This is a genomic window from Streptomyces buecherae, from assembly GCF_014295035.1.
In the GTDB taxonomy this organism is placed as follows: domain Bacteria; phylum Actinomycetota; class Actinomycetes; order Streptomycetales; family Streptomycetaceae; genus Streptomyces; species Streptomyces youssoufiensis.
Genome location: NZ_CP060404.1, coordinates 6495120 through 6517691 on the forward strand (window position 1 = coordinate 6495120; position 22572 = coordinate 6517691).

A 22572-nucleotide genomic window follows, 5' to 3' on the forward strand; every position below is an offset into this window, starting at 1 on the left:
CCGTGGGGCCCGGCGTACCCGTGTTCGTACGGTACGGAACGGCGGGGCCGGGCGGGGTGGAACGCCGCCGGGGAGGCGCGGCCGGAGGCGGCGGGAGGCGCCGGAACGGCCCCGGACGCGGCCGATCCGCCGCCCCGTCGGTCGGGTGCGGCGGATCGGCGCGGCGCCTCGCGGGCGGTGGGCCGGCGGTCGACCTGGGCGTCAGCAGCCGTTGAGGATGCGGCTGAGGGCGCTCTTCTCGGGGCTGTCGACGGACAGGTCGTAGTGGTGCTTGACCGAGACCCACATCCGGGCGTACGTGCAGTGGTAGCTCTTGGTGGGCGGCAGCCACTCGCCCGGGTCTTTGTCGCCCTTGGCCTGGTTGACGTTGTCCGTCACGGCGATGAGCTGCGCGCGGCCGAGGTCGTTGGCGAAGCCCTCGCGGCGGGAGGTGGTCCACTTGCTGGCGCCGGACTTCCACGCCTCGGACAGCGGCACCACGTGGTCGATGTCCACGTCCGACGCGGCGCTCCAGGTCTGCCCGTCGTACGGCGAGAACCAGGTGCCCTTGACCGCGGCGCAACTGCTGTTCTGCTCGACGTTCCTGCCGTCGCGCTTCAGGACGACCTCGCGGGTGTTGCAGGCGCCGCTCTGGGTGCTCCAGTGCGGGAACTTCTCGCGGCTGTAACCGTCGGACGAGCCCTCGGACTTGACGGTGAGCTGGGAGAGGTAGGTGCGCGCGGTGTCGGCGCTCGGCGGGGTGGGCGGCGCGGCCTGCGCGCTCGGACCGCTCAGCACCAGCGTGCCGACCAGCGTGGCGAGACCGCCGACGGCGGTGGCTCGACGCGCGTAGATGCCGCGACGTGTCGAAGTCGTGTCCGTACGGGACATGGCGAACTCCCTCTGCGGTGGGGGGATGCGGGCGCTGTGGCCCGAACATGGTCTCGGCGTCCGGTTTCCGTGGGGTGGGCGCCAGGTAACAGCGTGACGACGCGGTCATGTCAAAGCAAGGGGGCGTGGCGGGTCGACGCGCCTCGAACCGAGGTCGTGGCCAGCGCTTTGACGCCCCGTAAGGTGTGGTGGTGCCTGCCACCGTCCCCCTCGCGGGCGCCGCCCTGCTCCCCGTCGGGCCCGCGCTCGGGGTGCTGCTCGCGGTCCTGTTGCTCGCCGCCGCCACCGTGGGCGCGCTCGCCCACCTCACACACGGCACCGGCCGCCCCGGCGGCGGGGCCCGGTCGGCCGGCGGCGGGCACGGCCACGCGCGCGCCGTGCTGAGCGCGGGGCTGCGCGCCGTCGTCCAACTCGCCGCCGTCTCCCTGCTGATCGGCTGGGTGGTGCGCGCGGTGCCGCTGCTGCTCACGTTCATCGCCGTGATGTTCGCGGTCGCCGTGCGCACCGCCGGCCGCCGCATCACCCCGAACCGCTCCTGGTGGTGGGCGGCGGCGCCGATCGTCGCGGGCGTGCTGCCGGTGGTCGCCGCGCTGCTGCTGACCGGGCTGGTTCCGGTGCGGGGCATCACCCTGATCCCGGTCACCGGCATCCTCATCGGCGGCGCGCTCACCGCGACGGTGCTCGGCGGCCGGCGCGCCCTGGACGAGCTGGAGGCCCGGCGGGGCGAGGTGGAGGCCGGGCTCGCGCTCGGCCTGCCGCCGCGCGACGCCCGACTGGAGATCGCCCGCCCGGCCGCCTCCGACGCGCTGCTGCCCGGCCTCGACCAGACCAGGACCGTGGGCCTGGTCACCCTGCCCGGGGCCTTCGTCGGCATGCTGCTGGGCGGCGCGTCGCCGGTCCAGGCCGGCGCGGTGCAGCTCTTCGTGCTGGTGGCGCTGATGGCGGTGCAGGTGGTGGCGGTCGCGGTGGTCCTTGAGCTGGTCGCCGGGGGACGGCTGCACCGCGACGCGGACCCTGACGTATCCTCGACGGCAGCAGAAGGGGAGTAGCTCTTCGCCGGATCGTCGACATACTGCTCACCCGCCTCCCGGCCACCGCTCGCGGTGGAGGTGCTCGCGCACTCGGGGGAACGGGGAGCCGGCGCCCGGAGGCCGGTGGGTGCGGACCGGGCACATCTACGCGATGTGCCGATGGGTCCGTCACGTACCACCGTGCCAGCGAGACCTTCGGCCGCAGTGTCCGACGCTGCCGTGCCGAAGCGATCCCTGAGCAGGGCCCTCTCGGCGCGGACGCCCGACCGAATGAGGGACCAGACCCCGTGTTCAGCCTCACCGTCGCCGCCGTGACCTTCGGCGTCGTCTTCCTCGCCGAGCTGCCCGACAAGACCGCCCTGGCCGGCCTCATGCTCGGCGCCCGCTACCGCGCCTCCTACGTCTTCGCCGGCGTCGCCGCCGCGTTCGCCGTCCACGTCGCGCTCGCCATCGCCGCCGGCAGCGTGCTCACGCTGCTGCCGCAGCGGCTGCTCCAGGCCATCGTCGGCGTGCTCTTCCTGGCGGGCGCGGCGATGCTGCTGCTCAAGAAGGACGAGGGGGACGAGGAGATCGCCAAGCCCGCCGACCAGAGCTTCTGGAAGGTCGCCGGCAGCGGCTTCATGCTGATCCTGGTCGCCGAGTTCGGCGACCTGACGCAGATCATGACGGCCAACCTCGCCGCCCGCTACGACAGCCCGCTCTCCGTCGGCGTCGGCGCGGTGCTCGCGCTGTGGGCGGTCGCGGGCATCGGCATCGTCGGCGGCCGGACCCTGATGAAGTACGTACCGTTGCGGCTCATCACCAAGATCGGCGCCTGCGTGATGCTGGTCCTCGCGGGCTTCAGCCTGTACGAGGCGGTCGCCGGCTGACCCGCGCCCGGCGGCCCGGCCGGTCTCGGCGACGGCCTGACGGCGCGCCCGCCGCCCGCCTGCCGCCCACCCTGCCCAGGTACGGAGCGGCCGATGGGGCCCGTGCCCCGCGCCCCGCGCCGTCGTGGCCCCCGCCGGCTGATCCGCGCGGCGGGCCGGCGGGCGGCGCCGTCAGTGGTACGGGATCGGGCGCGGTGGGGCGGCGGCCAGCGCGCGGGAGGTGCCGCGCGCCGACGGTACGCGCCCGTGCGGCGCGTGCCCCGGCGTGTGGCGGCGTACCTGCTCGGGCTCGACCGTCCACTCCACGCCGCCGCGCTCCGGCCGGATGAAGACCAGGAACGTCGTGCGTCGGGTGGTCGGCGAGGTGTACGGGCCGGCGTCGGTCAGCACGCCGACGCGGCCCGTGGTCAGGTCCTCCACGGCGTCGCCGATCGCCTCGACCGCCTCTTCCTCGGTCACTTCCCCCACCGCCCGTTCACGATCGCGATCCGCGCGCTGAGCCGCTCCCGGGGCGTGGGCAGCCGTACCGCCGCCGCCTCCGCCTCCCACCGGTCGCCCCCGGTGAGCGCGCGCAACGCGACGCGGCCCGCGCCGGGGCGCAGCACGACCCCCATCCGGCCCGACGACTCGTCCATGGCCAACTCGCCGCGTGCCGGCCCCCGCTCGGGGTCCATCGGCCACGGGCCACCCGACCCGTCCAGCGCTGCCGGAGGCTTCCCCATGGAGGTCATCGGTCCGTATCCCTTCCTCAAGGTGTGGGGCCCACGTGCGCCCGCGCGGAGACCAGCCCAGAGTGGGCCAACCGGCGGCGTGTGGCGGGGAAGGCGGGATGTGCGGCGCGTCAGGTAGGAAATCAGCCTGTACCACCCGGGCGGTTGACCCGGCGGTACGCGGGAGACCACGCGTGAGGGCACGCGCGCCCCGGCGGCGCCGAGGCGGTGGAAGTCGACGCGTCGGCGGCCCCCGTCTTCTTCCGTTCGCGGCGAGGCCGCTTAACACGTAGCCGCTCGGGTCGGTCAACGGCGCACCTGGTAGCGCAGGTGGAGCACGCGGTCGCCCTGAACCACCAGGTCGGGTCCCTCCAGCAGGTGCTGTGCGTGGACCGACCCGAAGTAGCGCTTGCCGGAGCCGAACACGACGGGTACGACGTCCATGCGCACCTCGTCGACCAGACCCGCGGCAAGTACCTGGCCACCGACGTCGCCAGCGGCGACCTCGACCAAGCGGTCACCCGCGAGCTCCTGCGCCTTGGCCACGGCTGCTTCGACGCCGTCGACGAAGTGAAAGGGTGCCTTGGGGTCCCAGCCCTCGGGCTGCGGCCGGTGCGTCACGACGACCATGTGGTCCATCCCGCCCGGCGGCTTCCCGTCCCAGCCGTCCGTCAGGTCGAAGACGTGGCGGCCGACGACCGTGACGCCGATCTGGTCCCAGTACGGTCGGATGTAGTCGTAGGACGCCTGCGACACCTTCAACGCGCCGCTCTCGTCCAACGGGACGTCACCGCTCAGCAACCAGTCGAACAGCGGTCCAGGCTGGTCGTTCTCGTCCGCGACGAAACCGTCCACCGACACCGAGCTGTACATGACGACCTTGCCCACGGGGCTCTCCTCCGCTTCGGGGTGCCCCAAGTTAGCGTGTGCGGGCTGGCACTTCGCATGGCAGGGCTACGGATCTCCCCGTGGCCGGGTCGAGGCGGCCCGAAGCCGGCTACCGGGCCGCCCGGCTCACGGGGCGATGTGCAGGGTGAGGCCGCCGTCCGGCAGCGCCTCGACGCGGACCTGCGTCAGGTCGCGCACGTGGGCCGTGGGCGCGTGGGCCGCCGCGCGGGGACCGACGCCGACCACGCGCATGCCCGCCGCGCGGGCCGCGGCGATGCCCACCTCGGAGTCCTCGAAGGCGACGCAGTCGGCGGGCGCGAACCCCAGCTCCGCCGCGCCCTTGAGGAACCCCTCCGGGTCGGGCTTGCTGGCGCTCACGGACTCGGCGGTGACCCGCACGCGCGGCATCGGCAGCGCGGCGGCCTCCATCCGGGCCTGGGACAGGCCGCGGTCGGCCGAGGTGACCAGGGCGTGCGGCAGCCGCGCCAGGGAGGCGAGGAACGCGGGCGCGCCCGCGATCGGCACCACGCCGTCCACGTCGGAGGTCTCCCAGGCGAGCATGCGGGCGTTGTCGGCGAGGTTCTCCTCGTGCGGGCGGTCGGGGAGGAGCACGGCCATGGTGGCCTGGCCCTGCCGCCCGTGTACGACCTTGATCACGCTGTCGCCGTCGAGGCCGTGCTCCGCGGCCCAGCGCCGCCAACAGCGCTCCACGACGGCGTCGGAATTGACGAGCGTCCCGTCCATGTCGAGGAGCAGCGCCTTGACGGCGCCGATGGTCTGGGGGGTGCTCGTGGGAGCCATGGGGCACTCCTGGGCTCGGCGTGGGCGCGCGGTGCGCGAAGGAAAGCGGCCCCGCCCACGGTCAGGGGTGCGGGCGGAACCACTTTGTTTCTCAAACATACAAAGAGTCGTCCCGCGACGCCAGCGCCCCCGGTCATGGCCCGGATGAACACCTCATATCCGCCGTGTGACGGACCCGCGCGCGGGTCCGTCACACGTCCGCGCCCCGCCGGCTCCGGCGGCACGCGCGGCCCCGCCGGGTCACGGCTGGTCCGTGCGGGCCTCCAGGTAGTCGCGGGTGTGCGGGCCGTAGACGCCCTCCGGGTCGGCGGTGATGTCGTGGCGGCGCTGGTAGGTGCCGACCGCGTCCGTGACGCTCGCGTCGTACTCGCCGTCCACCGTGCCGACGTAGGTCCAGGTCTGGCGCAGCCGGTCCTGGAGTTCGGCGACCTCGGTGCCGCTGTCGCCCTGGCGCAGCACGGGCGGGCCCGTAGGTTCGGTCGGTCGCGGCGGGTCGGCCGGGGCCGAGGTGGAGGGCGTGGGCCGCTCGCTCGGCCGGTCGGGAGCGCCGGTCTCGGAGGGGCGCGCCGAGGACGCGGAGGGCGAGGCGCTGGGCTCGCGCGTCCGCGACGGCGTCGCCGACGGTGTCGCGGACGGGCTCGCGCCGCCCGAGCGCGAGGCGCTGGGCGAGGGGGTCGCGGTGCTGCTCGGCGGTGGCGTCGCGCCGTCGGTCATCCGCCCGTCCCAGGTGGGCAGGGCCGCGGAGGGGGTGGCCGCGCGGTCGTCGGTCAGCGCGCGGTCGTCCGACCCCTCGCCGCTCCGGCCGCCGAGCAGCCCGGTGCCGAAGGCGACGGTGCCCACCACGGCGACCAGGACCGCCGCCGCGATCACGATCGCCAGCGGGCGCCGCCGCCGGTGCCGTGCCGGTCTGCCCCCCGCCCCGGTGTCGCCCCCGTCCGGTCCGTCCCCGTGCCCCGCACCGCCGGCCGGCGCGGCGCCCGTGGCACCCCCGGGCGCCCCGCCCGCCGCTGCCGAGCCGGCGTCCGCCTGGTCGGCGTCCGCCTGGTCGGCGTTCGGCGGGTCGTCGTCGAAGAGGCGCAGGTCGTCGGGGTTGGGGCCGGTCTCGGGTGTCTCGGGCAGCGCGGCGGTCGTCGCGAGGTCCGGCAGGCCGGCCCCGCGCGCCGCGCAGGCGCATCCCGGTCGCCCGTCCGCGCGCGGCGGTGCGAAGCAGTGCGGGCAGAGTTCTCCCGTCACGTTGTTCCCTCCCTCGTACGTCGCTGGCGATTATGCAGACCGGACACGTGTTCGCGCAGGCGGACGTCCGCGGTGGGGACGGCGCTCGACAGGCCGTAACCGGGCAAACGGGTGAGGATGGGATGAGCGGCCGGCCGCCGTCGGCGGCCAGCGGCACCACGCGCAGCCGACCCACGGACAAGGAGACGCCACATGGCCGAGGACGCACGTTCGCGGGGCCCGCTGCCCGGCGGGCCCGCCGCGTCCGCCGCCGGCGCCGCCAGCCACCCGGCCGCCCACCCGGACCGACACCACGACCACGAACGGCGCACCGTGCTGGTGGCGATCGGCGCGCTGCTGCTCGGCATGTTGCTCGCCGCCCTCGACCAGACGATCGTCTCGACGGCGCTGCCCACCATCGTCAGCGACCTCGGCGGCCTGGAGCACCTGTCCTGGGTGGTGACGGCGTACCTGCTCGCCGCGACCGCCGCGACGCCCCTGTGGGGCAAGCTCGGCGACCAGTACGGGCGCAAGAACCTCTACCAACTGGCCATCGTCATCTTCCTCATCGGCTCGGCCCTGTGCGGCATCGCCCAGGACATGCCCCAGCTCATCGGCTTCCGCGCGGTGCAGGGGCTCGGCGGTGGCGGGCTGATCGTGCTGTCCATGGCGATCGTCGGCGACCTCGTGCCGCCCCGGGAGCGGGGCCGCTACCAGGGCCTGTTCGGCGCCGTCTTCGGGGCCACCAGCGTGCTCGGGCCGCTGCTCGGCGGCGTCTTCGTGGACCACCTGAGCTGGCGCTGGGTGTTCTACATCAACCTGCCCGTGGGCGTCGTGGCCCTGCTGGTGATCGCCGCCGCGCTGCACATCCCGCGCCACCGCACCCGGCACACCATCGACTACCTGGGCACCTTCCTCATCGCGGCCGTCGCCGCCTGCCTGGTCCTGGTGGCCTCGCTCGGCGGTGTCACCTTCGGCTGGGACTCCTGGCAGATCACCGGCCTCGGCGTGCTGGCCATCGCGCTGCTCGCGGCCTTCGTCCGCGTCGAGCGGCGGGCCGTGGAGCCCGTGCTGCCGCTGCGGCTCTTCCGCAGCCGCACCTTCGCGCTCTGCTCGGCCATCGGCTTCGTCATCGGCTTCGCGATGTTCGGCAGCATGACCTACCTGCCGACGTTCCTCCAGGTCGTCCACGACGTCACGCCGACCATGTCCGGCGTGCACATGCTGCCCATGGTGCTCGGGCTGCTCATCGCCTCCACGGCCTCCGGGCAGATCGTCAGCCGCACCGGCCACTACCGCGTCTTCCCCATCGCCGGCACCGCCGTCACCGCGCTCGGCCTGCTGCTGCTCCACCAGCTCGACCGGCACAGCGGCGTGGCCGAGATGAGCGCGTACTTCTTCGTCTTCGGCCTCGGGCTCGGCCTGGTGATGCAGGTCCTGGTGCTAATCGTGCAGAACGCGGTGGACTACGCGGACCTCGGCGTGGCCACCTCGGGCGCCACGTTCTTCCGCTCCATCGGCGCCTCGTTCGGCGTCTCCATCTTCGGCACGATCTTCGCCAACAAGCTCGGCCCGCGCATATCCGACGCGCTCGCCGGACAGCCGCTGCCACCCGGCGTGAACCCCGACTCGCTCAGCGCCGACCCGCGCGCGGTGAGCGGACTCCCGCCCGGCGAGCGCGCCGGCGTGCTCGACGCGTACGCCGCCTCCATCACCGACGTGTTCCTGTACGCGGTGCCGCTGGTGCTCGTCGCGCTGGCGCTCGCCTGGTTCCTGCGGGAGGAGCCGCTGCGCGCGTCCGTGACCGCCCCGGAGGCGAGCGAGGTGCTGGCCAGCAACCCCGTCGAACGCACCTCGCGCGACGAGGTGGCCCGCGCGTTGTCCACGCTCGGCAGCCGCGAGGGCCGCAAGCACGTCTACGCCGAGATCGCCGAGCGGGCCGGCGTCGAGCTGCGGCCGGCGTCCTGCTGGTTGCTGCTGCGGATCAACTACCACGGCTTCGTGGAACCCGCCCTGCTCGCCGAGCGCGCCGACCTGCCCCTCGGCGTGGTCACCGCCGCCGCCCGGCAGGTCGAGGAGCGCCGCCTCGCGGAGCGCGAGGGCCTGTCGCTGGTCCTCACCGAGCGGGGCCGCGAGGTCGCGGCCCGCCTCGCGCACGCCCGCGAGGAGTCGCTCGCCGCACTGCTCGGCGACTGGTGGGGCCCGGATCGCCCGACCGACCTGGTGGCCCTGGTCCACGAGCTGACCGGCGAGCTGTGCGGCTCCGACGGCGAACGCCCGCACAACGGCGACGCCTACCGGCCGAAGGCCGGCGTGCGCCGCCGTCCGGTGTGAACCACGGCCCCCGCGCCGTTCCCGTCAGACCAGGCCCTTGGCGAACCAGTGCTCCGCGTACGGATCGTCGTTGTAGCGCTCGATCTCGACATAGCCGTGTCGCTTGTACAGCGCCCGCGCCTCGACCAGGTCGTTGCGGGTGTCCAGGATGAGACGCCGGGCGCCCAGCTCCCGCGCGCTCGCGTGCGCCGCGGCCAGCAGCGCGGAGCCGCCGCCCGTGCCGCGCTCGGCGGGCCGCACGTACAGCCGCTTCAGCTCCGCCGTCGCCGCGTCGCGCAGCCGCACCCCGGCACAGCCCGCCGCCGCGCCCCCGTACCGCCCGACCAGGAACACCGCGCGCGGCGGTATCAGGTCGTCGCTGTGGTGCTCCAGGAGACCCGACTCGATCTCCTCGGGGGTCGATCGTCGGTTCTCGTGCCGCAGGTAGTAGCGGTCGCTCACTTCGACGAAGTACGCGCGCAGCAACGCGGCCGACTCCGGCGTGTGTACGGGTCGCGCGGCGACCTCCCAGGTCGCCCGCTGGGTGAAGGCTGATGTCATGCGGGTCATTGTGAGCACCCGCCGCGGGCCGCCGCAGCCGCGTTTCGCCGGGTCAGCGGGGCGCGGGCCTCAGCCCTTGGGCGACGCCTGCTGCACGACCTCGAAGGACCACAGCGTGGCGCCGGTGGAGGCCGGCTTGGGCCGCTCGCCACCCTCGCCGCCGTGGCTGCCCTGGCCGCCCTGGCCGGCTTTCATGGTGCTCTCCATCCACGCCGCGAAGTCCTCCTCGCTGCGCCAGCGGGTGTAGACGAGGTACTGGTCGGTGCCCTCAACGGGGCGCAGCAGCTCGAACCACTCGAAGCCGTCGGAGCCCTCCACGGCGCCGGCCCGGGCGGCGAAGCGCTGCTCCAGCACCTCGCGCTGCTCCGCCGGAACCGTCAGTACGTTGATCTTGACGACGCTCACTCGACACCTCTCACACCCGGAGGCCACCGCGCCGGCGACCTCGCCTCGGTCCTGTGCGAGCAGTCTCCTACATCGCCCGGGGCGCCGGCCGAGGCGGTCGGCGCCCCGGCCGGCGTGGCCGCCCCGCCCGCCCCCGCCCGAGCCGGGCTACTTCGGCAGCTCGACCGTGAAGGAGGGGGACTCGCCCCCGGCGTTCGCGTCGTAGTAGTGGACGACCCCACCGCGCCGCACGACGTCGAGCACCAGCCGCCCCGTCACGGACTGCCCGGGCTTGTACGTCGTGTCCAGGTCCGCCCCCTCGCCGACGCCCTCCAGCGTGGTGGCGTCCTGCGCGGCGGTCTTGGCGTCCTCCCACTTCATCATCCCGTAGGCGGCGAAGTCGGCCGGCGCCCCGCCGGTGTTGCGCACGGTGAGGGTGAGGGCGACGTACTGCCCCTTCTCGGGCTGGTTGGTGGTGTTGACCTGCGCGGGCGTCACGTACTCCGCGCTGACCACCGTCACCTTCATCCGGGAGGTGACCTTGAAGTTCTCGCCGTACTCGTCGGTCTCGCCGACCTCGTACGTGCCCGACTCGCCGACCGCGAGCGACGGGGCCTTGGCGGCGGGCGCGGTCTTCGCCTCGGTCGTCTCCTCGGGCACGTCGAGCGGGGCGTCGCCGGCGGCCTCGGCGTCCGTACCGGTGGCGGCCTCGCTGGCGGCCGGCCGCGTCGCCGATGCGGCCGGGTCGGCGGCGCCCTTGCCGTCACCCCCGTCGTCGGAGCAGCCGGCGAGTACGGCGCTCAGCAGCGCCGCGGACGTCAGGACAGCAAGGGCGCGGGACACGCGCATGGGACCCCCCGAATGGCCACCAGCGGCCCGAGCGCCGCTGGTGCGGGCTCAGTATGCACCGAACGGTTCCCTTTGGGCGCATGGCGTATCTCACCCGCTTAGTTCTCCGCGGCCGACCGCCCGAGGGCCGCCGAGTGATCAGGTCGCGGTCAGGTACGCCGGTCGGGGCGGGGGCGCCGGCCAGACGGCGGCGGCGGCATCGGGGCCGGAGACGCCCACGGCGTCGATCAGCCGCAGCGCGGTGACCACCGCGAGGTCGTACTCGTGCGCCGCCAGCAGCCCGTCCGCGTACGGACCGGGCCGAGCGTTCTGGATGAGCGCCCGACCGCGCTCCCGGCCACGCTCGATGCGCTCGATGTTCGACTGACGCTCGGCCTTCGTCATGGCGAGTGCGGTTGCGATATCCACGCGTGTCCTTCCACGGAGAGAGTTGCCTGCGCCGACCATGGTGGCCAACGCGCCCCGGCCTGTCCGGGAAACATTTCCGGTCCGGGGCGTGCACCCGGGCCCGTCGGCGCCCGTGGCACTCCGCGCGCCCCGTACGCGCGCGGACGCAACCCCCTGGCGTGCCGGTCAGTCGTGCATCCGCAGCCCCCGGACGACCTTGTCCACGGCCGCGCGGGGGCCGCGCACCGCCAGGCCCGCCAGGTCGAGGTCCGGGGCGGGCACGGCCAGTACGGCGGCGCGGTTGTCGTCGTCGTTGTCCGTGGCGAACAGCTCCACCGGGTACAGCGCCGTGCTCACGCCCCGGTTCAGGGCGCGCTGGTGCGTACGGAGCAGGGTGGCGGCCTCGGCCGCGTAGACGAGGACGGGCTCGCGGAACATCGGCAGGTACCCGTTGCCCGAGCCGTCCTCGTAGGGCTTGCCCACGACGTCAGCCCCGGCGTGAGCGATGCCACTGGAGAGGAACGCGGTTACGTTCAACTTCTGCCAGGCGGCGAGGTCGCTCCGGACAATTACCGCGATCTTGGTGTCAAAGCGCATGTCAGCACGGTGCCGGGGGTCGGGGGCGGCGTCTTGGACGCTGGTGCGCGGCGCCGGCCCGCCGCCGCCCCGGCGCCGCGTCGACACCGTGTGCGGCCGGCTCGCGGAGCGGGGGTACCCGAGAGCGCGGCACAATGACGTGATGGAGGCAGCGAGCGGAGCGGCGACGTGGGCGGACCCGTCGGCCCGCCACGGAACCGGCGGCCGGCGCTCGCCGGGTTCGGCGCACGCCCGGTCGCACCGGCCCGCGCGCGGTCGGCGCTCCCTCGAACGGCGTAGCCGCGCGGTGCCCCGTCGTACGGTGGCCACGGCCGGAGCACGGCGTTCCGGGCGCCCCGATCGGGCGTCCACGCCGGCGTGCGGGCGACCGCGCGCTCGCGCCGCGGGCCGGCCGGCGGGTGGCGGGTGCCCCCGGCCACCCAGTGATCAGACGGCTCACGGGAAAGTGGTGAAATTACTCCTGGCGACGTATGCGCGTACATGGTCACCCCGGCGAACGACAGGCGACTTCCAGGCAACCCGCGGCAGCGGTCAGGTGACGCGGGGGTTTTCCGCGTCTTTTCTGCGGGCTCAGTAAGGTCTCGAACATTGGATACGAGTGACACGGCGAGTGGGGGAGCAGCAGGGCGTGACGGACGTCGAGCGGAGCGGACTGGGCAGATCCGCGGGCACCCGGCCGGAGCCGGCCGCCCGCTCGCGGATCGGCATGGCGCTCGCCGGGCTGTGGGTGGTGGCCGGCCTGCTGGCCGCCCGCCAGGCGGCGGCGGTGCTGCGACTGCCCCCGGACCAGCGCCTGACCGATCTGGAGACGTGGATCGGCGAGCGGGGCGTGCTGCACGTCCGGGGCTCGCTGTACGACACTGACGCCTTCACCGGCACTCCCTTCGCCGGCCTCGTCCTCAAGCCACTGACCCGGGCCGCCGAGCAGAGCCTCGGCGTCGCCTGGACCTTCGGTACCCTCGCCCTCGTCGCCATCCTCGGCCTGGTCGCCGCCCGCCTGCTGCCGAGCCCGGTCTCCCGGCGCACCGCGCTGCTCGCCGCCCCCGTCGCCATCAGCCTGATCGTTCTCTCACTCCCGGTACGCAACGCCTTCACGCTCGGCCAGACCAGCATCATCCCCGTCCTGCTGGTGTTGCTGTCCCTGCTGCCGAAGACCTCCGCCCGCCAGTCGGCCCTGCTCATCGGCGTCGCCGCGGCGCTCCAGCCCGCCCTGCTGCTGTTCGCCGGGCTGCTGTGGCTCACCGGCCGCCGCCGGGTCGCCGTCCTGACCGGCGCCACCTTCGCCGCCTGCTCCGCGCTGGCCTGGGCCGTGATGCCGCACGACTCATGGACGTACTGGGTGCACCACATCGGCGGCGCCGGCCTCGGCGAGAGCCCCGACAGCCTGTCCAACCAGTCGCTGCACGGCCTGCTGCTCCGCGCCGGGCTGCGCGGGCCGCTGGAGCTGACCCTGCTGGCCGTGCTCGCCGCGGCGGTGGTCTGGTGGGGCCTGCGCCGCGCCACGCACTACGCCAGGGACGGGCAGTTGCTGCTCGCCGCCGCGATCACCGGCTGCGTCGCGCTGGCCGTCTCGCCCACCTCCTGGCAGCACCAGCTCCTGTGGATACTGCTGGCCGTCGTCGGCCGGGTCGGCAGGCGGCAGGCGGACCGGCTGGTGTGGCCGGTGCTCGTGGTGCTGGTCATGACACTCAACCGGCATGCCCTGATGCCGGGCGGCCTGGAGGGCCTCGGCTTCATCGGCGACAACGCCCAGCTCTTCGCCGCGCTGGCCGCCGCCTGCCTGGTGCCCTTCCTGACGCGCGACGCCCCCGAGTGGGACCGGCCGCAGCCGAGCCCGACGGCGGAGCCCGCGCGGACGCCGTACTCGTGGGTGCCGATGCTGAAGTTCTGGCGGCGCCCGCTGTCCCGGCCGAACCTGGTCCTGGAGCTGATGCTCATCCGCGTCGGCTACTGGGGCTACTCGTTCATCCGCGCCCACGCGCCGGACGAGCGGAGCCTGGCGGAGGGGCACGGCCGGCAGATCCTCAGCATCGAGAGCTGGCTGCACATCGACGTGGAGTACTGGTTCAACCACTTCGTGGCCGACACCCCGTGGCTCGAAGCGAGCATGAACTACTACTACTCGACCTTCCACTTCCTGGTCCCGCTGTCGCTCCTTGCCTGGCTGTACGTCTGCCGCCCCGCCACCTACCGCTGGGCGCGCACCCCGCTGGCCTTCGCCACGCTGCTCGCGCTGTTCGGCTTCTGGCTGTACCCGCTGGCGCCGCCGCGCCTGATGGACATGGGCTACATCGACACGGCGCACGGCCCGCAGGACCTCAACGACCCGGACTTCGGCGCGCTGACCAAGCTCTCCAACCAGTACGCGGCGATGCCCTCGCTGCACGTCGGCTGGTCGCTGTGGTGCGGCGTGGTGATCGCCCTGGTGGCGCCCAAGCTGTGGATGAAGGTGCTGGGCCTGCTGTACCCGGTGCTGACCACCGCGGTCATCGTCGGCACGGCCAACCACTACCTCCTTGACGCGGTGGGTGGCGCGGCCGTCGTCGCGGCCGGCTTCGCCCTCCAGTACGTGCTGACCGGCGCGGGCCGCGCCCCGATCGAGCCGGCCAGGGCCACGGAGTCCGCGGCCATCGAGGCGCGCGGCCGGGTGGCCGCCCTGTGGGCCAGCGCCCGGGCCAAGCTGCCGGGAGCCGACCCCGCCCGGGCCTCCGCCACGGCGCCCACCGCCGTACGGGACGACGCCGGTGCCGCCGAGCCCACCGACTCCCAGCCCGCCTCCGTAACGCCCGAAGCCGTGAAGCCCGACCTCGGCAAGCCCGGTCCAGGCAAGCCGGGCTCCGGGAAGTCCGAGGGCTCCGACGCGGGCCCGGACGACCAGCCAGCCCCGGCCGACGCGGCCCGCTAGCGGCGGCGCGCGACGGGCAGTCGCGCGCCGCTCAGGCGTCGGGTGGGGGCGGTGGGGCGTCCGGGGCGCGTTCGCTCCGGGGGCCGGCGGCCGGTGTGTCGGGGGTGGCCGGCTGGTTCGGGGCCCGGTCGCCGTGGCCGGGCCACCACGCCTTGTGGCCGATCAGCGCCGTGAGGCTCGGCGTGAAGATCATGGCCATCACGAACGCCGCCACCACGATGCCGAAGGACAGCGCGAAGCCCATCTGGGACAGGGTGGCGTTGCCCGCGAGCATCAGCGTCGCGAACGTGCCGGCCAGGATGACGCCGGCGGCGGCGATGGTCGGCCCGGAGTGGCGTACGGCGGTGCCCGCCGCGTCGCGCGGGTCGCGGCCCTCGCGGGCCTCCTCCCGCAGCCGGGAGACCATCAGGATGTTGTAGTCGGTGCCGAGGGCGACCACGAACAGGTACATGATCACCGGCAGCATGAACATCAGCCCCGGCTGGGTGCCGATCTGCTGGAAGATGATGGACGTCGCGCCGAGCGTGGCGCCGAAGCCGAGCGCGACCGAGACCATCAGGTACCAGGGCGCCACCAGGCTGCGCAGCAGCAGGCCGAGGATGATCATGATGCACAGCGCGGCCACCGGGAAGACCACGGCGTAGTCGCGGTCGACCGCCTTGTTGATGTCGACGTACACCGCCGTGGTGCCGCCGACCAGGGCCCGGGTGCCCTGCGGTGCCGCCTCGTCCGCCGCCGGGCGCAGCCCGCTTCGTACCGTGTCGAGGGCGTCGTCGGAGGCGGGCGGGTCCGCGAGCACCACCTCGTAGGACGCCGTCCGCCCGTCCTTGCTGAGCTTGGCCGGATCGACCGAGCCGACGCCGTCCACCTGGCGGAGCCGGTCGCGGAAGGCCGTCGTCTCGGCGCGGCTGAGCCGGCCGCCGTCGGGGGCGTCCAGGTAGATGGAGGTCGGGTCGGTGGTGCCGGCCGGGAAGCCCTTCTCCATGTCGCGCTGGGCGACGATGGACTCCTTGGTCTTGGGCAGCGAGGAGCCCGCGAGGTCGAAGTTGGCGCGGTAGCCGAGCGCTCCCACCGCCAGCGCCCCCATGAACACGGCGGACGCCACGGCCCACACGGCCGGCCGGCGGGCGAGCGCCGCCCCGAAGCGGGCGAAGCCGGTGCCGGACGGCTCGGCCCGCCAGGAGCGCGAGGGCCAGAAGACGCGGGTGCCCAGCAGCGACACCACGGCGGGCACCAGGGTCAGCCCCGCGAGCAGCGTGACGAAGACGGCGATGGCCAGCGCCGGGCCCATCGACTTGAGCATCCCGAGGGTGGACAGGGCGAGCGCGGCGAAGGCGACGATGACGGCACCGGCGGCCGAGGCGATGGCCTCGCCGACCCGCTCCACGGCGTGCACCATGCCGCCCTTGGCGTCCTCGCCGGCGCGCAGCGCCTCGCGGTAGCGGAAGAGCAGGAACAGGATGTAGTCGGTGCCGACGCCGAACAGCACGACCGTCAGCAACTCCTGGATGGAGCGGTCCGCCTTCATGTCGAAGACGTCGTTGGCGCTGGCGATCAGGCCGGTGGCCATCGGCGAGATGAGGCCGATGAGTACGACGGGCAGCAGCGCGATGATCGGGCTGCGGAAGATGGCCACCAGCAACACGATGATGATCACGACGGTGCCGACGGCCACCAGCGTGCCCGCCCGCTCGGAGGACTCGCGCTCGTCCAGGGACTGGGCGGCCGAACCCGTCACGCCCGCCGTGAGGTCGGTGCCCTTCAGCGTCGTGGGCAACACGTCCCGCAGGGTCTGCACCGCGTCCTGCTGCGCGGTGTCGTCCGGGTTGGCCACCTCGGGCATGGCCACGGTCGCGGTCTGCACCCGCTTGTTGGGCGACACCGCCGCCGCGCTGACGTCCTGGACCTCGGGGATGTCCCGCCCGGCCAGGTCGGCGGAGACCTGTCGTACGCCGGCGGAGTCCGCCGGGGTCAGCCGGGCGCCGTCGGAGCGCTGGAAGACGATGATGGCGGCGATGTTCTGCTGCTGCGGGAACTGGGCCTCCTGGAGGTCCATCGCCTTGATCGACTCGTACTCCGACGGCAGGAAGCTCGCCTCGTCGCTGGTGGCGGTGAGCTTGGGGGCGAACGAGAGGACGGCGGCGGCGGCGATGACCCACGTCGCGATCACCCACCACGGGTGGCGCACCACGAAACGGCCCAGACCTGCGAACATGCCTGCCCTCTCGCTCGCCCCCGTTCGGATCGTCGCGTTCAGCCAGCATCCGCCGGCGCGCCACCGCGCGCATCTCGGAGACGCCCATGGGGCGGGCCCCGCCCACCCGGGCGCGTGGGGTCAGGCGGGGTGGCGGTCGTTGAGGACGCGGTGGAAGAGCAGGTGGTCCCGCCAGGCGCCGTCGATGTGCAGGTAGCGCTCCGCCCTGCCGAACTGCTCGAAGCCGCTCTTGGCCAGCACCCGCTGCGAGCGCGTGTTGTGCACCAGGGTGCCGGCTTGCAGGCGGTGCAGGTCGAGTTCCCCGTCGGCCGCCTGGCACGCGGCGCGCACCGCGGCGGTGGCCAGCCCCCGGCCGAGGTGTCCGGCGGCGATCCAGTAGCCGAGGTGCGCGTTGCGGAAGGGGCCGCGGACGATGCCGGAGAGCGTCAGCCCACCGACGACCGCCTCGCCGTCGGTCAGCAGCCACGCCGCGACCCGGCCGGCGCGCTGCTCCACGGCCTGCTCGCGGAGCCGGGCCCGTTGACCCTCGGTGGTGAAGAAGCTGTCGGGGCGCCGCGGCTCCCAGGGCCGCAGGTGGTCGCGGCTGTGCCGGAAGGCCGCAGCCAGCGCCTCGGCGTCGGACTCGGCGGCGGGGCGTATCAGTACGCCGCCTGGGAGCGGCACGGCCTCGGTGAGCGAGGCGGGAGCGAGGGGAGTGGCCATGGCGACACCGTAAGCCAGGCCCGGGTCCCGGAGCACGGGAGAAAGGCGTGGTCGGGCGGGTCCGGCGGGGCCGCCGCCCGGACTGGCCCGGCCCGGGCGGCGGCGGGCGGCGCGCCGGGGTGTGCCAAGACCCCACCCCGGCCCGGGCGTTGTCGCGCCGGGCCGGGGCGGGGAGAGTGGGCCGGATCAGGCGGTCACGGCGAGCGTGGCCGACGGGTCGGTGACGTCCGAGACGTCGTACGCGGCGCTGAGCGAGGCCGAGGTGACGTCGGTCGGGCAACCGGCGCCGCCCGTGATGGTCACCGGGACGGTGGACTCGGCGTAGCTGAGCTTGGCCGGGGAGCCGTTGGTCCAGGTGCCGGGGACGTTCGCGGCGCCGGAGGTGCCGGTGCAGGTGAGAGCACCGGTCAGGCTCATGACCAGGCCGCCCTGCGGGGCGGACAGGTTGGCCGCGATCGTGGTGCCGTGCTGGATGGAGATGCCCCAGGTGCCGGAGGTGGCGATGGAGACGTTCACGCCGGGCACGTTGGTGGTGCAGTCCTCGAAGGTGGGCGCGGTGATGGTGCCGGACACCGGGCCGCTCGGGTTGGTGTTGTTCGGCGCCGCGGGTATCTGATTGGCGCTGCCGCTGCCGGCGGGCTGCGAGGTGGAGACCTTACAGGTCACGGTCATGGCGCCGGCCTTGAGGACGATGTCGCCCGACTGCTTGGCGCCGAAGTAGTGGCCCGCCGGGGTCACCGTGGTGGACCCGGCCGCCGCCGTGGTCCGCGACTCGGCGGTGGCGGTGCCGGCGAGCGAGAGCGCTACGGCCGCGGCGGCGGCGACGCCGGCGGCGGAGGTGGTCAGAACGCGGGAGCGGTGCGTGCGGTTCGTCATGAAGGGGCTCCTTGAGAGCGGCGTTGCGGAAGCGGTCTCCGCGCACAACATGAACCGAGCTGATTACCTGACGTAACGGGGCCCGATCCTAAAGCTGCCAATGGCCATTGAAAAGATCAGCCAGGGCGTTTTTCGGCCGACCCGGCAGGTTCTGATGAATCGTCGGATCAACGATCGATGCCCGGCCGCGCCAGCGAAGTGCAGGTATGCCGTCGTTGTCAGCCATGGGATGGAAGCCGTACTTGGCGGAATCGCACCCCGGGGTGCGGCGCCCCGGCGGGTCGTTCCGGGTCTGGGCCCGGCCGGATCCGAGGCGGCCGAGCCGGTCAGCGCGCGGGGTCGGCGTCGCCCCGTACGGGCCGCCGTGCCGCGCCGTACTCCGCCGCCACCGCGCGGTCCACCGCCCGCGCGAACTCGGCGCCCAGCGCCTCGCCGGCCAGCGGGCGCAGGGTGGCCACCGCGCGCGCGAGCCGCCGCGCCGCGGGCTGCGGCCCGGCGGCGCCCGGCGGCTCGGCCCCGGGCGGCTCGGCGGCGGGTGGGCCGGTGTCGGGCGGGCTGGTGTCGGGCGGGCTGGTGTCGGGCGGGTCGGTCTCGGGTCCGGGTGGCCGGGGGGCCGGCGCGTGGCGAGGGTCGGCGGACGCGGGGGCGCCGACGGCGGTGACCAGGTGGCGGGCCAGTCGCGCGGTGTGGTCGCGGACCATGGCGCCGGCGGTGAGCAGCGCGTCGAGCGGTACTCCGGCGCGCACCAACTCCGCGGCCAGGTCGACGAGTTCGGGGCTACCGTGGGTGATCGTCTCGCCCTCGACGCGGAGGTAGCCGAGTTCCGCGGCGCGGCGCAGGTTCTCCTCGGTCACCTGGTCGCCGAACCGCTCGCGCAACTCCTCGCGGCAGGTCACCACCGGCGTGCGGCGTTCGGCCACGGGCCGGCACCCGCGCGCGGGGTGCTCGTAACCCAGGAACTCGGCGAGGCAACTGCCCTGGTCCCAGGCGGCGAACAACTCGGCGATGCCGTTGACCGGGTAGCCGCGCGCGAGCAGGTCGCTGATCAGCCGCAGCCGCGCGAGGTGCGCCTCGGAGTACAGCGCCACCCGGCCCTCGTAGCGCGGCGGCGGCAGCAGCCCGCGGCCCTGGTAGTAGCGCAGATTGCGCACCTTGACGCCCGCCGCGCGCCCCAGTTCCGCCACGCGGTACTCCCGGCCGTGCCCCGATGCCTGGTCCACGCGAGCGAGTGTAGGGTCCCGACATCTCCGCCGGGTGACATGGCGGCGACCCGACGGCGCCTGGCAGCAACCTGCCCGCCACGCGGGCGCGTTCGCCGCCGGACCGGGCTCGTACCCGCCCGGCCGCGAACGGTGACGGCCGCGCCCCGGGCCGCGCGGGGACGCCCGCCGACCGCCCAGCGCGCCCCTCCTGCACGACTCTTGCGCCCCCGTCGCGTCCTCCGCAGACTGAACGCCCGTCACAGATACGCGTACCAGTCCCGACTCCGGGGGGGGGCACGCACACCGGTTCGCCCCGCGCGTGGACGCGAGAGAGGACGAGCCATGGCCCGGGAACCCGTCATCGTCGAGGCGGTGCGCACCCCGATCGGCGCCCGTGGCGGGGCGCTCGCCGGCCTGCACCCGGCCAGCCTGCTCGGCGAGACGTACGGCGAACTCCTCTCCCGCACCGGGCTCGCGGCCGACTGCGTCGAGCAGGTCGTCGGCGGCACCGCCACGCCGGCCGGGGAGCAGTCGATGAACGTGGCCCGGCACGCGTGGCTCGCCCGGGGCCTGCCGTACGAGACCGCCGCGACCACCGTGGACTGCCAGTGCGGCTCCTCGCAGCAGGCCAACCACATGGTGGCCAGCATGGTCGCGAGCGGGGTGATCGACGTGGGCATCGGCTGCGGGGTCGAGGCCATGTCGCGGGTGCCGCTCGGCAGCAACAGCCGGCAGGGGCCCGGCCGGCCGTGGCCCGACCCGTGGCACGTGGACCTGCCGGGGCACTTCGAGGCCGCCGAGCGCATCGCCCGCCGCCGGGGCCTGACCCGGGAGCGGGTGGACGCGGTGGGCCTCGCCTCGCAGCAGCGGGCGGCGCGGGCGTGGGCGCGGGGCCGGTTCGCGCGCGAGACGTTCGGCGTGCGGGTGCCGCCGCCCAGGGGCGGTCAGGCCGATCCGGCCGGCGACTGGGCCGGCGCGGCCGGGGAGTGGGACGGTGCGGCCGGGGGCTGGGACGGCCAGGCCGCCGGCGCGGCCGACTGGCGGCTGGTGGAGCGTGACGAGGGGTTGCGGGAGACCAGCCTGGCGGCGCTGGGCGAGCTGCGGGCGGTGATGCCGGCCGCTGTGCACACGGCGGGCACCACCGCGCCGGTCTCCGACGGGGCGAGCGCCGTCCTGTGGGCTGCCCGGCCGGTGGCCCACGCCCTCGGACTGCGCCCGCGGGCGCGCGTCCTCGCCCAGGCCCTGGTCGGCGTCGACCCGCACTTCCACCTCGACGGCCCCGTCGACGCCACCCGGGCGGTGCTCGGCCGGGCGGGCATGACCCTCGCGGACGTGGACCTGGTCGAGATCAACGAGTCCTTCGCGTCGGTGGTGCTGTCCTGGGCGCAGGTCTTCGAGCAGGACCTGGAACGGGTGAACGTGAACGGCGGGGCCATCGCCATCGGCCATCCGGTGGGCGCCACCGGCGCCCGGCTGATCACCACGGCCCTGCACGAGCTGGAGCGCCGGGACGCCGAGATCGCGCTCATCGCGATGGGTACGGGCGGCGGCCAGGCCACGGGCACCCTGCTGCAACGCCTGTAGGCCCCGCCCCCGCGCCCCGTCCGGGCACGCGCCGCGCGCCGCCGCCCGTGCCCCGGGTGCGCCGGATCACGCCGCGCACGGCTGGAGGCCCACCACCACGCGTAATAGTCTGTGGTCCTAGTGATCTATTACGCGACGGGCGTGCGTCGGGCCCGGCCCGCGCGCGACGGGCGCGGTCAGGGCGACGGGAGCGGTGTCATGCGCGGAACGGACGTCACGATCCGACGGGCCACGGCGTCGGACGCGCGCCGGCTGACGACGCTGGTCCGGCGCTCCTCCGCGTACGAGGGGCGCTACGCCGCGATGGTGGCGGGCTACCGGGTCGGCCCCGACTACATCGCGACCCACCGGGTCTTCGTGGCGGTGGACGCGACGGATCGGCTGTTCGGGTTCTACTCGCTGGTCCTTGACCCGCCCGAGCTGGACCTGATGTTCGTGAGCGACCTCGCGCAGGGCTTGGGCATCGGGCGGCGGCTGGCCGAGCACATGAAGGCACAGGCGCGCGCCGAGGGCATCGCCAGCGTCCGCGTCGTCTCCCACCCGCCGGCCGAGGGCTTCTACCGCAGTGTCGGCGCGCGGCGCGTGGGCACCCTGCGCGCCAACCCGCCGTCGGTCGCCTGGGACCGGCCGGAGCTGGCCTTCGTCCTCGACTGAACGGCGCGCGCGACGGATCGAGGCAGGGCGGCGCCGAACGAGTGTCGGCGGCGATCCGGCCACGTCTACGGCGTTCGGCCGGGGCGCGGCGCGCCCTCGTGCGGCCGGAAGGCGACCGGCGCGTCGAACGCGGCCCGCCGGGTGGCGCGGCGCAGCGCCGCCAGGATGGTGCCGCCCAACGTCAGCACGAGGACGACCGTCAGGACGGCGCGCGGCAGGTCCCAGCCGAGCGAGGTGGCCAGGTGGTAGGCGAGGAAGCGGGACAGGTTCTCCGGCAGCGGGTCGCCGGGCACGAAGGAGACGCCGGAGCCCAGGCCGCCGATGTACGGCCAGCCCTGGAGGTTCATGATCAGGCCGTAGAGCGCCGACGACAGGGCCCCGTACGCGGCGAGCAGCGCGAGTTCCCCGCGGCCCCGCAGCCGGTGGGGGCCCGGCAGCAGCCCGGCGCCCATCGAGACCCAGCCCATCGCCAGCATCTGGAACGGCATCCACGGGCCGACGCCCCCGGTCAGCAGGGCGGACGCGAACATCGCCACCGCGCCGAGCACGAACCCGAAGCCCGGCCCGAGCACCCGGCCCGAGAGCACCATGAGGAAGAACATCGGCTCGATGCCCGCGGTGCCCGCGCCCAGCGGGCGTAGCGCGGCGCCGGCCGCGGCCAGCACGCCGAGCATCGCGATGGCCTTGGCGTCCAGGCCGGTGTCGGCGATCGTCGCCACCACCACGGCGAGCAGCAGCGGCAGCAGCGCCGCGAACAGCCAGGGCGCGTCCCGCGAGTGGGCGAGCCCCGACTCCGAGTCGGCCAGCAGCGGCCAGCCGAACGCGGCCACGCCGATCGCGCTGACCAGCACGAGCGCGGCCACCGAGCGCGGGCCGAGGCGGATCGGCCGGGACTGCCGCTGGGCGCGCGGCGGGTGCGCGGCGGCGCCGGCCGTGGGCGCGTCGCCGGGCGCTGGCAGCTG

The 22572-nt window shown here is 74.6% G+C and carries 23 protein-coding genes; 6 read left to right on the forward strand and 17 right to left on the reverse strand.

Annotation, left to right across the window (positions count from 1 at the left end):
- Positions 1-201 precede the first annotated feature (201 nt).
- The gene (locus H7H31_RS25765) at positions 202-870 is read right to left on the reverse strand and encodes an HNH endonuclease family protein (RefSeq protein WP_187063879.1); all 669 of its coding nucleotides are present in this window, start codon (positions 868-870) and stop codon (positions 202-204) included.
- Between the two features lie 191 nt (positions 871-1061).
- Between H7H31_RS25765 and H7H31_RS25770 the strand changes: the two genes are divergently transcribed.
- Together H7H31_RS25770 and H7H31_RS25775 are read left to right on the forward strand one after the other, a co-directional pair.
- A complete protein-coding gene (locus H7H31_RS25770) occupies positions 1062-1919 on the forward strand; it encodes an ABC transporter permease (protein ID WP_232110083.1) in 858 nt (285 codons plus the stop codon).
- A 269-nt stretch (positions 1920-2188) separates the two neighbouring features.
- Complete coding sequence (locus tag H7H31_RS25775) at positions 2189-2770, forward strand: TMEM165/GDT1 family protein (protein ID WP_187063880.1); 582 nt, start codon at positions 2189-2191, stop codon at positions 2768-2770.
- A 171-nt stretch (positions 2771-2941) separates the two neighbouring features.
- Here H7H31_RS25775 and H7H31_RS25780 read toward each other — a convergent pair whose 3' ends face one another.
- The 5 genes from H7H31_RS25780 to H7H31_RS25800 all read right to left on the reverse strand — a co-directional run bounded on the left by H7H31_RS25780 (position 2942) and on the right by H7H31_RS25800 (position 6402).
- Positions 2942-3229 carry a hypothetical protein gene (locus tag H7H31_RS25780; RefSeq protein WP_187063881.1) on the reverse strand — a complete coding sequence of 96 codons (288 nt, stop codon included), beginning with the start codon at positions 3227-3229 and terminating at the stop codon, positions 2942-2944.
- The gene (locus tag H7H31_RS25785) at positions 3226-3501 is read right to left on the reverse strand and encodes a hypothetical protein (RefSeq protein WP_232110084.1); all 276 of its coding nucleotides are present in this window, start codon (positions 3499-3501) and stop codon (positions 3226-3228) included. Before H7H31_RS25785 ends, H7H31_RS25780 begins: the two co-directional genes overlap by 4 nt.
- A gap of 285 nt (positions 3502-3786) precedes the next feature.
- The gene (locus H7H31_RS25790; RefSeq protein WP_187063882.1) at positions 3787-4368 is read right to left on the reverse strand and encodes a dihydrofolate reductase family protein; all 582 of its coding nucleotides are present in this window, start codon (positions 4366-4368) and stop codon (positions 3787-3789) included.
- A 126-nt stretch (positions 4369-4494) separates the two neighbouring features.
- Positions 4495-5169, reverse strand: coding sequence for an HAD-IA family hydrolase (locus tag H7H31_RS25795; protein ID WP_187063883.1), 675 nt, complete (start codon positions 5167-5169; stop codon positions 4495-4497).
- A 240-nt stretch (positions 5170-5409) separates the two neighbouring features.
- On the reverse strand, positions 5410-6402 hold the full coding sequence (locus H7H31_RS25800; RefSeq protein WP_187118096.1) for a peptidoglycan-binding domain-containing protein: 993 nt from the start codon (positions 6400-6402) through the stop codon (positions 5410-5412).
- A gap of 192 nt (positions 6403-6594) precedes the next feature.
- Here H7H31_RS25800 and H7H31_RS25805 point away from each other — a divergent pair, with 192 nt between their 5' ends.
- Positions 6595-8715: a DHA2 family efflux MFS transporter permease subunit gene (locus H7H31_RS25805; RefSeq protein WP_187063885.1), complete on the forward strand. Its 2121-nt coding sequence runs from the start codon at positions 6595-6597 to the stop codon at positions 8713-8715.
- 24 nt (positions 8716-8739) lie between these two features.
- On the opposite strand, the gene H7H31_RS25810 is transcribed toward H7H31_RS25805, so the two are convergent.
- From H7H31_RS25810 to H7H31_RS25830, 5 genes are all read right to left on the reverse strand, one after another.
- On the reverse strand, positions 8740-9255 hold the full coding sequence (locus tag H7H31_RS25810) for a GNAT family N-acetyltransferase (RefSeq protein WP_187063886.1): 516 nt from the start codon (positions 9253-9255) through the stop codon (positions 8740-8742).
- A gap of 69 nt (positions 9256-9324) precedes the next feature.
- Positions 9325-9660 (reverse strand): antibiotic biosynthesis monooxygenase family protein, encoded by a 336-nt coding sequence (locus H7H31_RS25815; protein WP_187063887.1) that lies wholly within the window; start codon positions 9658-9660, stop codon positions 9325-9327.
- A gap of 147 nt (positions 9661-9807) precedes the next feature.
- The gene (locus tag H7H31_RS25820; protein WP_187063888.1) at positions 9808-10488 is read right to left on the reverse strand and encodes a DUF4352 domain-containing protein; all 681 of its coding nucleotides are present in this window, start codon (positions 10486-10488) and stop codon (positions 9808-9810) included.
- A gap of 138 nt (positions 10489-10626) precedes the next feature.
- Positions 10627-10896, reverse strand: a complete 270-nt coding sequence (locus tag H7H31_RS25825) for a hypothetical protein (protein WP_187063889.1) — start codon at positions 10894-10896, stop codon at positions 10627-10629.
- Between the two features lie 165 nt (positions 10897-11061).
- Positions 11062-11472 (reverse strand): DUF2000 family protein, encoded by a 411-nt coding sequence (locus tag H7H31_RS25830; protein ID WP_187063890.1) that lies wholly within the window; start codon positions 11470-11472, stop codon positions 11062-11064.
- Between the two features lie 706 nt (positions 11473-12178).
- On the opposite strand from H7H31_RS25830, the gene H7H31_RS25835 reads away from it, so the two are divergent.
- A complete protein-coding gene (locus H7H31_RS25835; protein ID WP_187063895.1) occupies positions 12179-14377 on the forward strand; it encodes a bifunctional glycosyltransferase 87/phosphatase PAP2 family protein in 2199 nt (732 codons plus the stop codon).
- Positions 14378-14408: 31 nt separating this feature from the next.
- On the opposite strand, the gene H7H31_RS25840 is transcribed toward H7H31_RS25835, so the two are convergent.
- From H7H31_RS25840 to H7H31_RS34365, 5 genes are all read right to left on the reverse strand, one after another.
- Complete coding sequence (locus tag H7H31_RS25840; RefSeq protein ID WP_187118097.1) at positions 14409-16592, reverse strand: MMPL family transporter; 2184 nt, start codon at positions 16590-16592, stop codon at positions 14409-14411.
- Between the two features lie 120 nt (positions 16593-16712).
- A complete protein-coding gene (locus tag H7H31_RS25845) occupies positions 16713-17294 on the reverse strand; it encodes a GNAT family N-acetyltransferase (RefSeq protein ID WP_187060131.1) in 582 nt (193 codons plus the stop codon).
- Positions 17295-17480: 186 nt separating this feature from the next.
- Positions 17481-18170, reverse strand: a complete 690-nt coding sequence (locus H7H31_RS25850; protein ID WP_187060132.1) for a hypothetical protein — start codon at positions 18168-18170, stop codon at positions 17481-17483.
- An 88-nt stretch (positions 18171-18258) separates the two neighbouring features.
- The gene (locus H7H31_RS25855) at positions 18259-18396 is read right to left on the reverse strand and encodes a hypothetical protein (RefSeq protein ID WP_187060133.1); all 138 of its coding nucleotides are present in this window, start codon (positions 18394-18396) and stop codon (positions 18259-18261) included.
- 100 nt (positions 18397-18496) lie between these two features.
- Positions 18497-19390 (reverse strand): MerR family transcriptional regulator, encoded by an 894-nt coding sequence (locus H7H31_RS34365; protein WP_232110085.1) that lies wholly within the window; start codon positions 19388-19390, stop codon positions 18497-18499.
- 324 nt (positions 19391-19714) lie between these two features.
- On the opposite strand from H7H31_RS34365, the gene H7H31_RS25865 reads away from it, so the two are divergent.
- Positions 19715-20956 carry an acetyl-CoA C-acyltransferase gene (locus tag H7H31_RS25865; protein ID WP_187061334.1) on the forward strand — a complete coding sequence of 414 codons (1242 nt, stop codon included), beginning with the start codon at positions 19715-19717 and terminating at the stop codon, positions 20954-20956.
- A 198-nt stretch (positions 20957-21154) separates the two neighbouring features.
- Positions 21155-21610, forward strand: coding sequence for a GNAT family N-acetyltransferase (locus H7H31_RS25870; protein WP_187061335.1), 456 nt, complete (start codon positions 21155-21157; stop codon positions 21608-21610).
- Positions 21611-21675: 65 nt separating this feature from the next.
- On the opposite strand, the gene H7H31_RS25875 is transcribed toward H7H31_RS25870, so the two are convergent.
- Complete coding sequence (locus tag H7H31_RS25875) at positions 21676-22569, reverse strand: ECF transporter S component family protein (RefSeq protein WP_187061340.1); 894 nt, start codon at positions 22567-22569, stop codon at positions 21676-21678.
- Positions 22570-22572: the final 3 nt, after the last annotated feature.

Excerpts from the sequence above, each read along its gene's own strand:
- H7H31_RS25820 (WP_187063888.1), bottom strand. The coding sequence starts at position 10,488 with ATGCGCGTGTCCCGCGCCCTTGCTGTCCTGACGTCCGCGGCGCTGCTG.
- H7H31_RS25795 (WP_187063883.1), bottom strand. The coding sequence starts at position 5,169 with ATGGCTCCCACGAGCACCCCCCAGACCATCGGCGCCGTCAAGGCGCTG.
- H7H31_RS25850 (WP_187060132.1), bottom strand. The coding sequence starts at position 18,170 with ATGACGAACCGCACGCACCGCTCCCGCGTTCTGACCACCTCCGCCGCC.
- H7H31_RS25830 (WP_187063890.1), bottom strand. The coding sequence starts at position 11,472 with ATGCGCTTTGACACCAAGATCGCGGTAATTGTCCGGAGCGACCTCGCC.
- H7H31_RS25805 (WP_187063885.1), top strand. The coding sequence starts at position 6,595 with ATGGCCGAGGACGCACGTTCGCGGGGCCCGCTGCCCGGCGGGCCCGCC.
- H7H31_RS25810 (WP_187063886.1), bottom strand. The coding sequence starts at position 9,255 with ATGACATCAGCCTTCACCCAGCGGGCGACCTGGGAGGTCGCCGCGCGA.
- H7H31_RS25835 (WP_187063895.1), top strand. The coding sequence starts at position 12,179 with ATGGCGCTCGCCGGGCTGTGGGTGGTGGCCGGCCTGCTGGCCGCCCGC.
- H7H31_RS25840 (WP_187118097.1), bottom strand. The coding sequence starts at position 16,592 with ATGTTCGCAGGTCTGGGCCGTTTCGTGGTGCGCCACCCGTGGTGGGTG.
- H7H31_RS25845 (WP_187060131.1), bottom strand. The coding sequence starts at position 17,294 with ATGGCCACTCCCCTCGCTCCCGCCTCGCTCACCGAGGCCGTGCCGCTC.
- H7H31_RS25765 (WP_187063879.1), bottom strand. The coding sequence starts at position 870 with ATGTCCCGTACGGACACGACTTCGACACGTCGCGGCATCTACGCGCGT.
- H7H31_RS25785 (WP_232110084.1), bottom strand. The coding sequence starts at position 3,501 with ATGACCTCCATGGGGAAGCCTCCGGCAGCGCTGGACGGGTCGGGTGGC.
- H7H31_RS25865 (WP_187061334.1), top strand. The coding sequence starts at position 19,715 with ATGGCCCGGGAACCCGTCATCGTCGAGGCGGTGCGCACCCCGATCGGC.
- H7H31_RS25870 (WP_187061335.1), top strand. The coding sequence starts at position 21,155 with ATGCGCGGAACGGACGTCACGATCCGACGGGCCACGGCGTCGGACGCG.
- H7H31_RS25855 (WP_187060133.1), bottom strand. The coding sequence starts at position 18,396 with ATGGCTGACAACGACGGCATACCTGCACTTCGCTGGCGCGGCCGGGCA.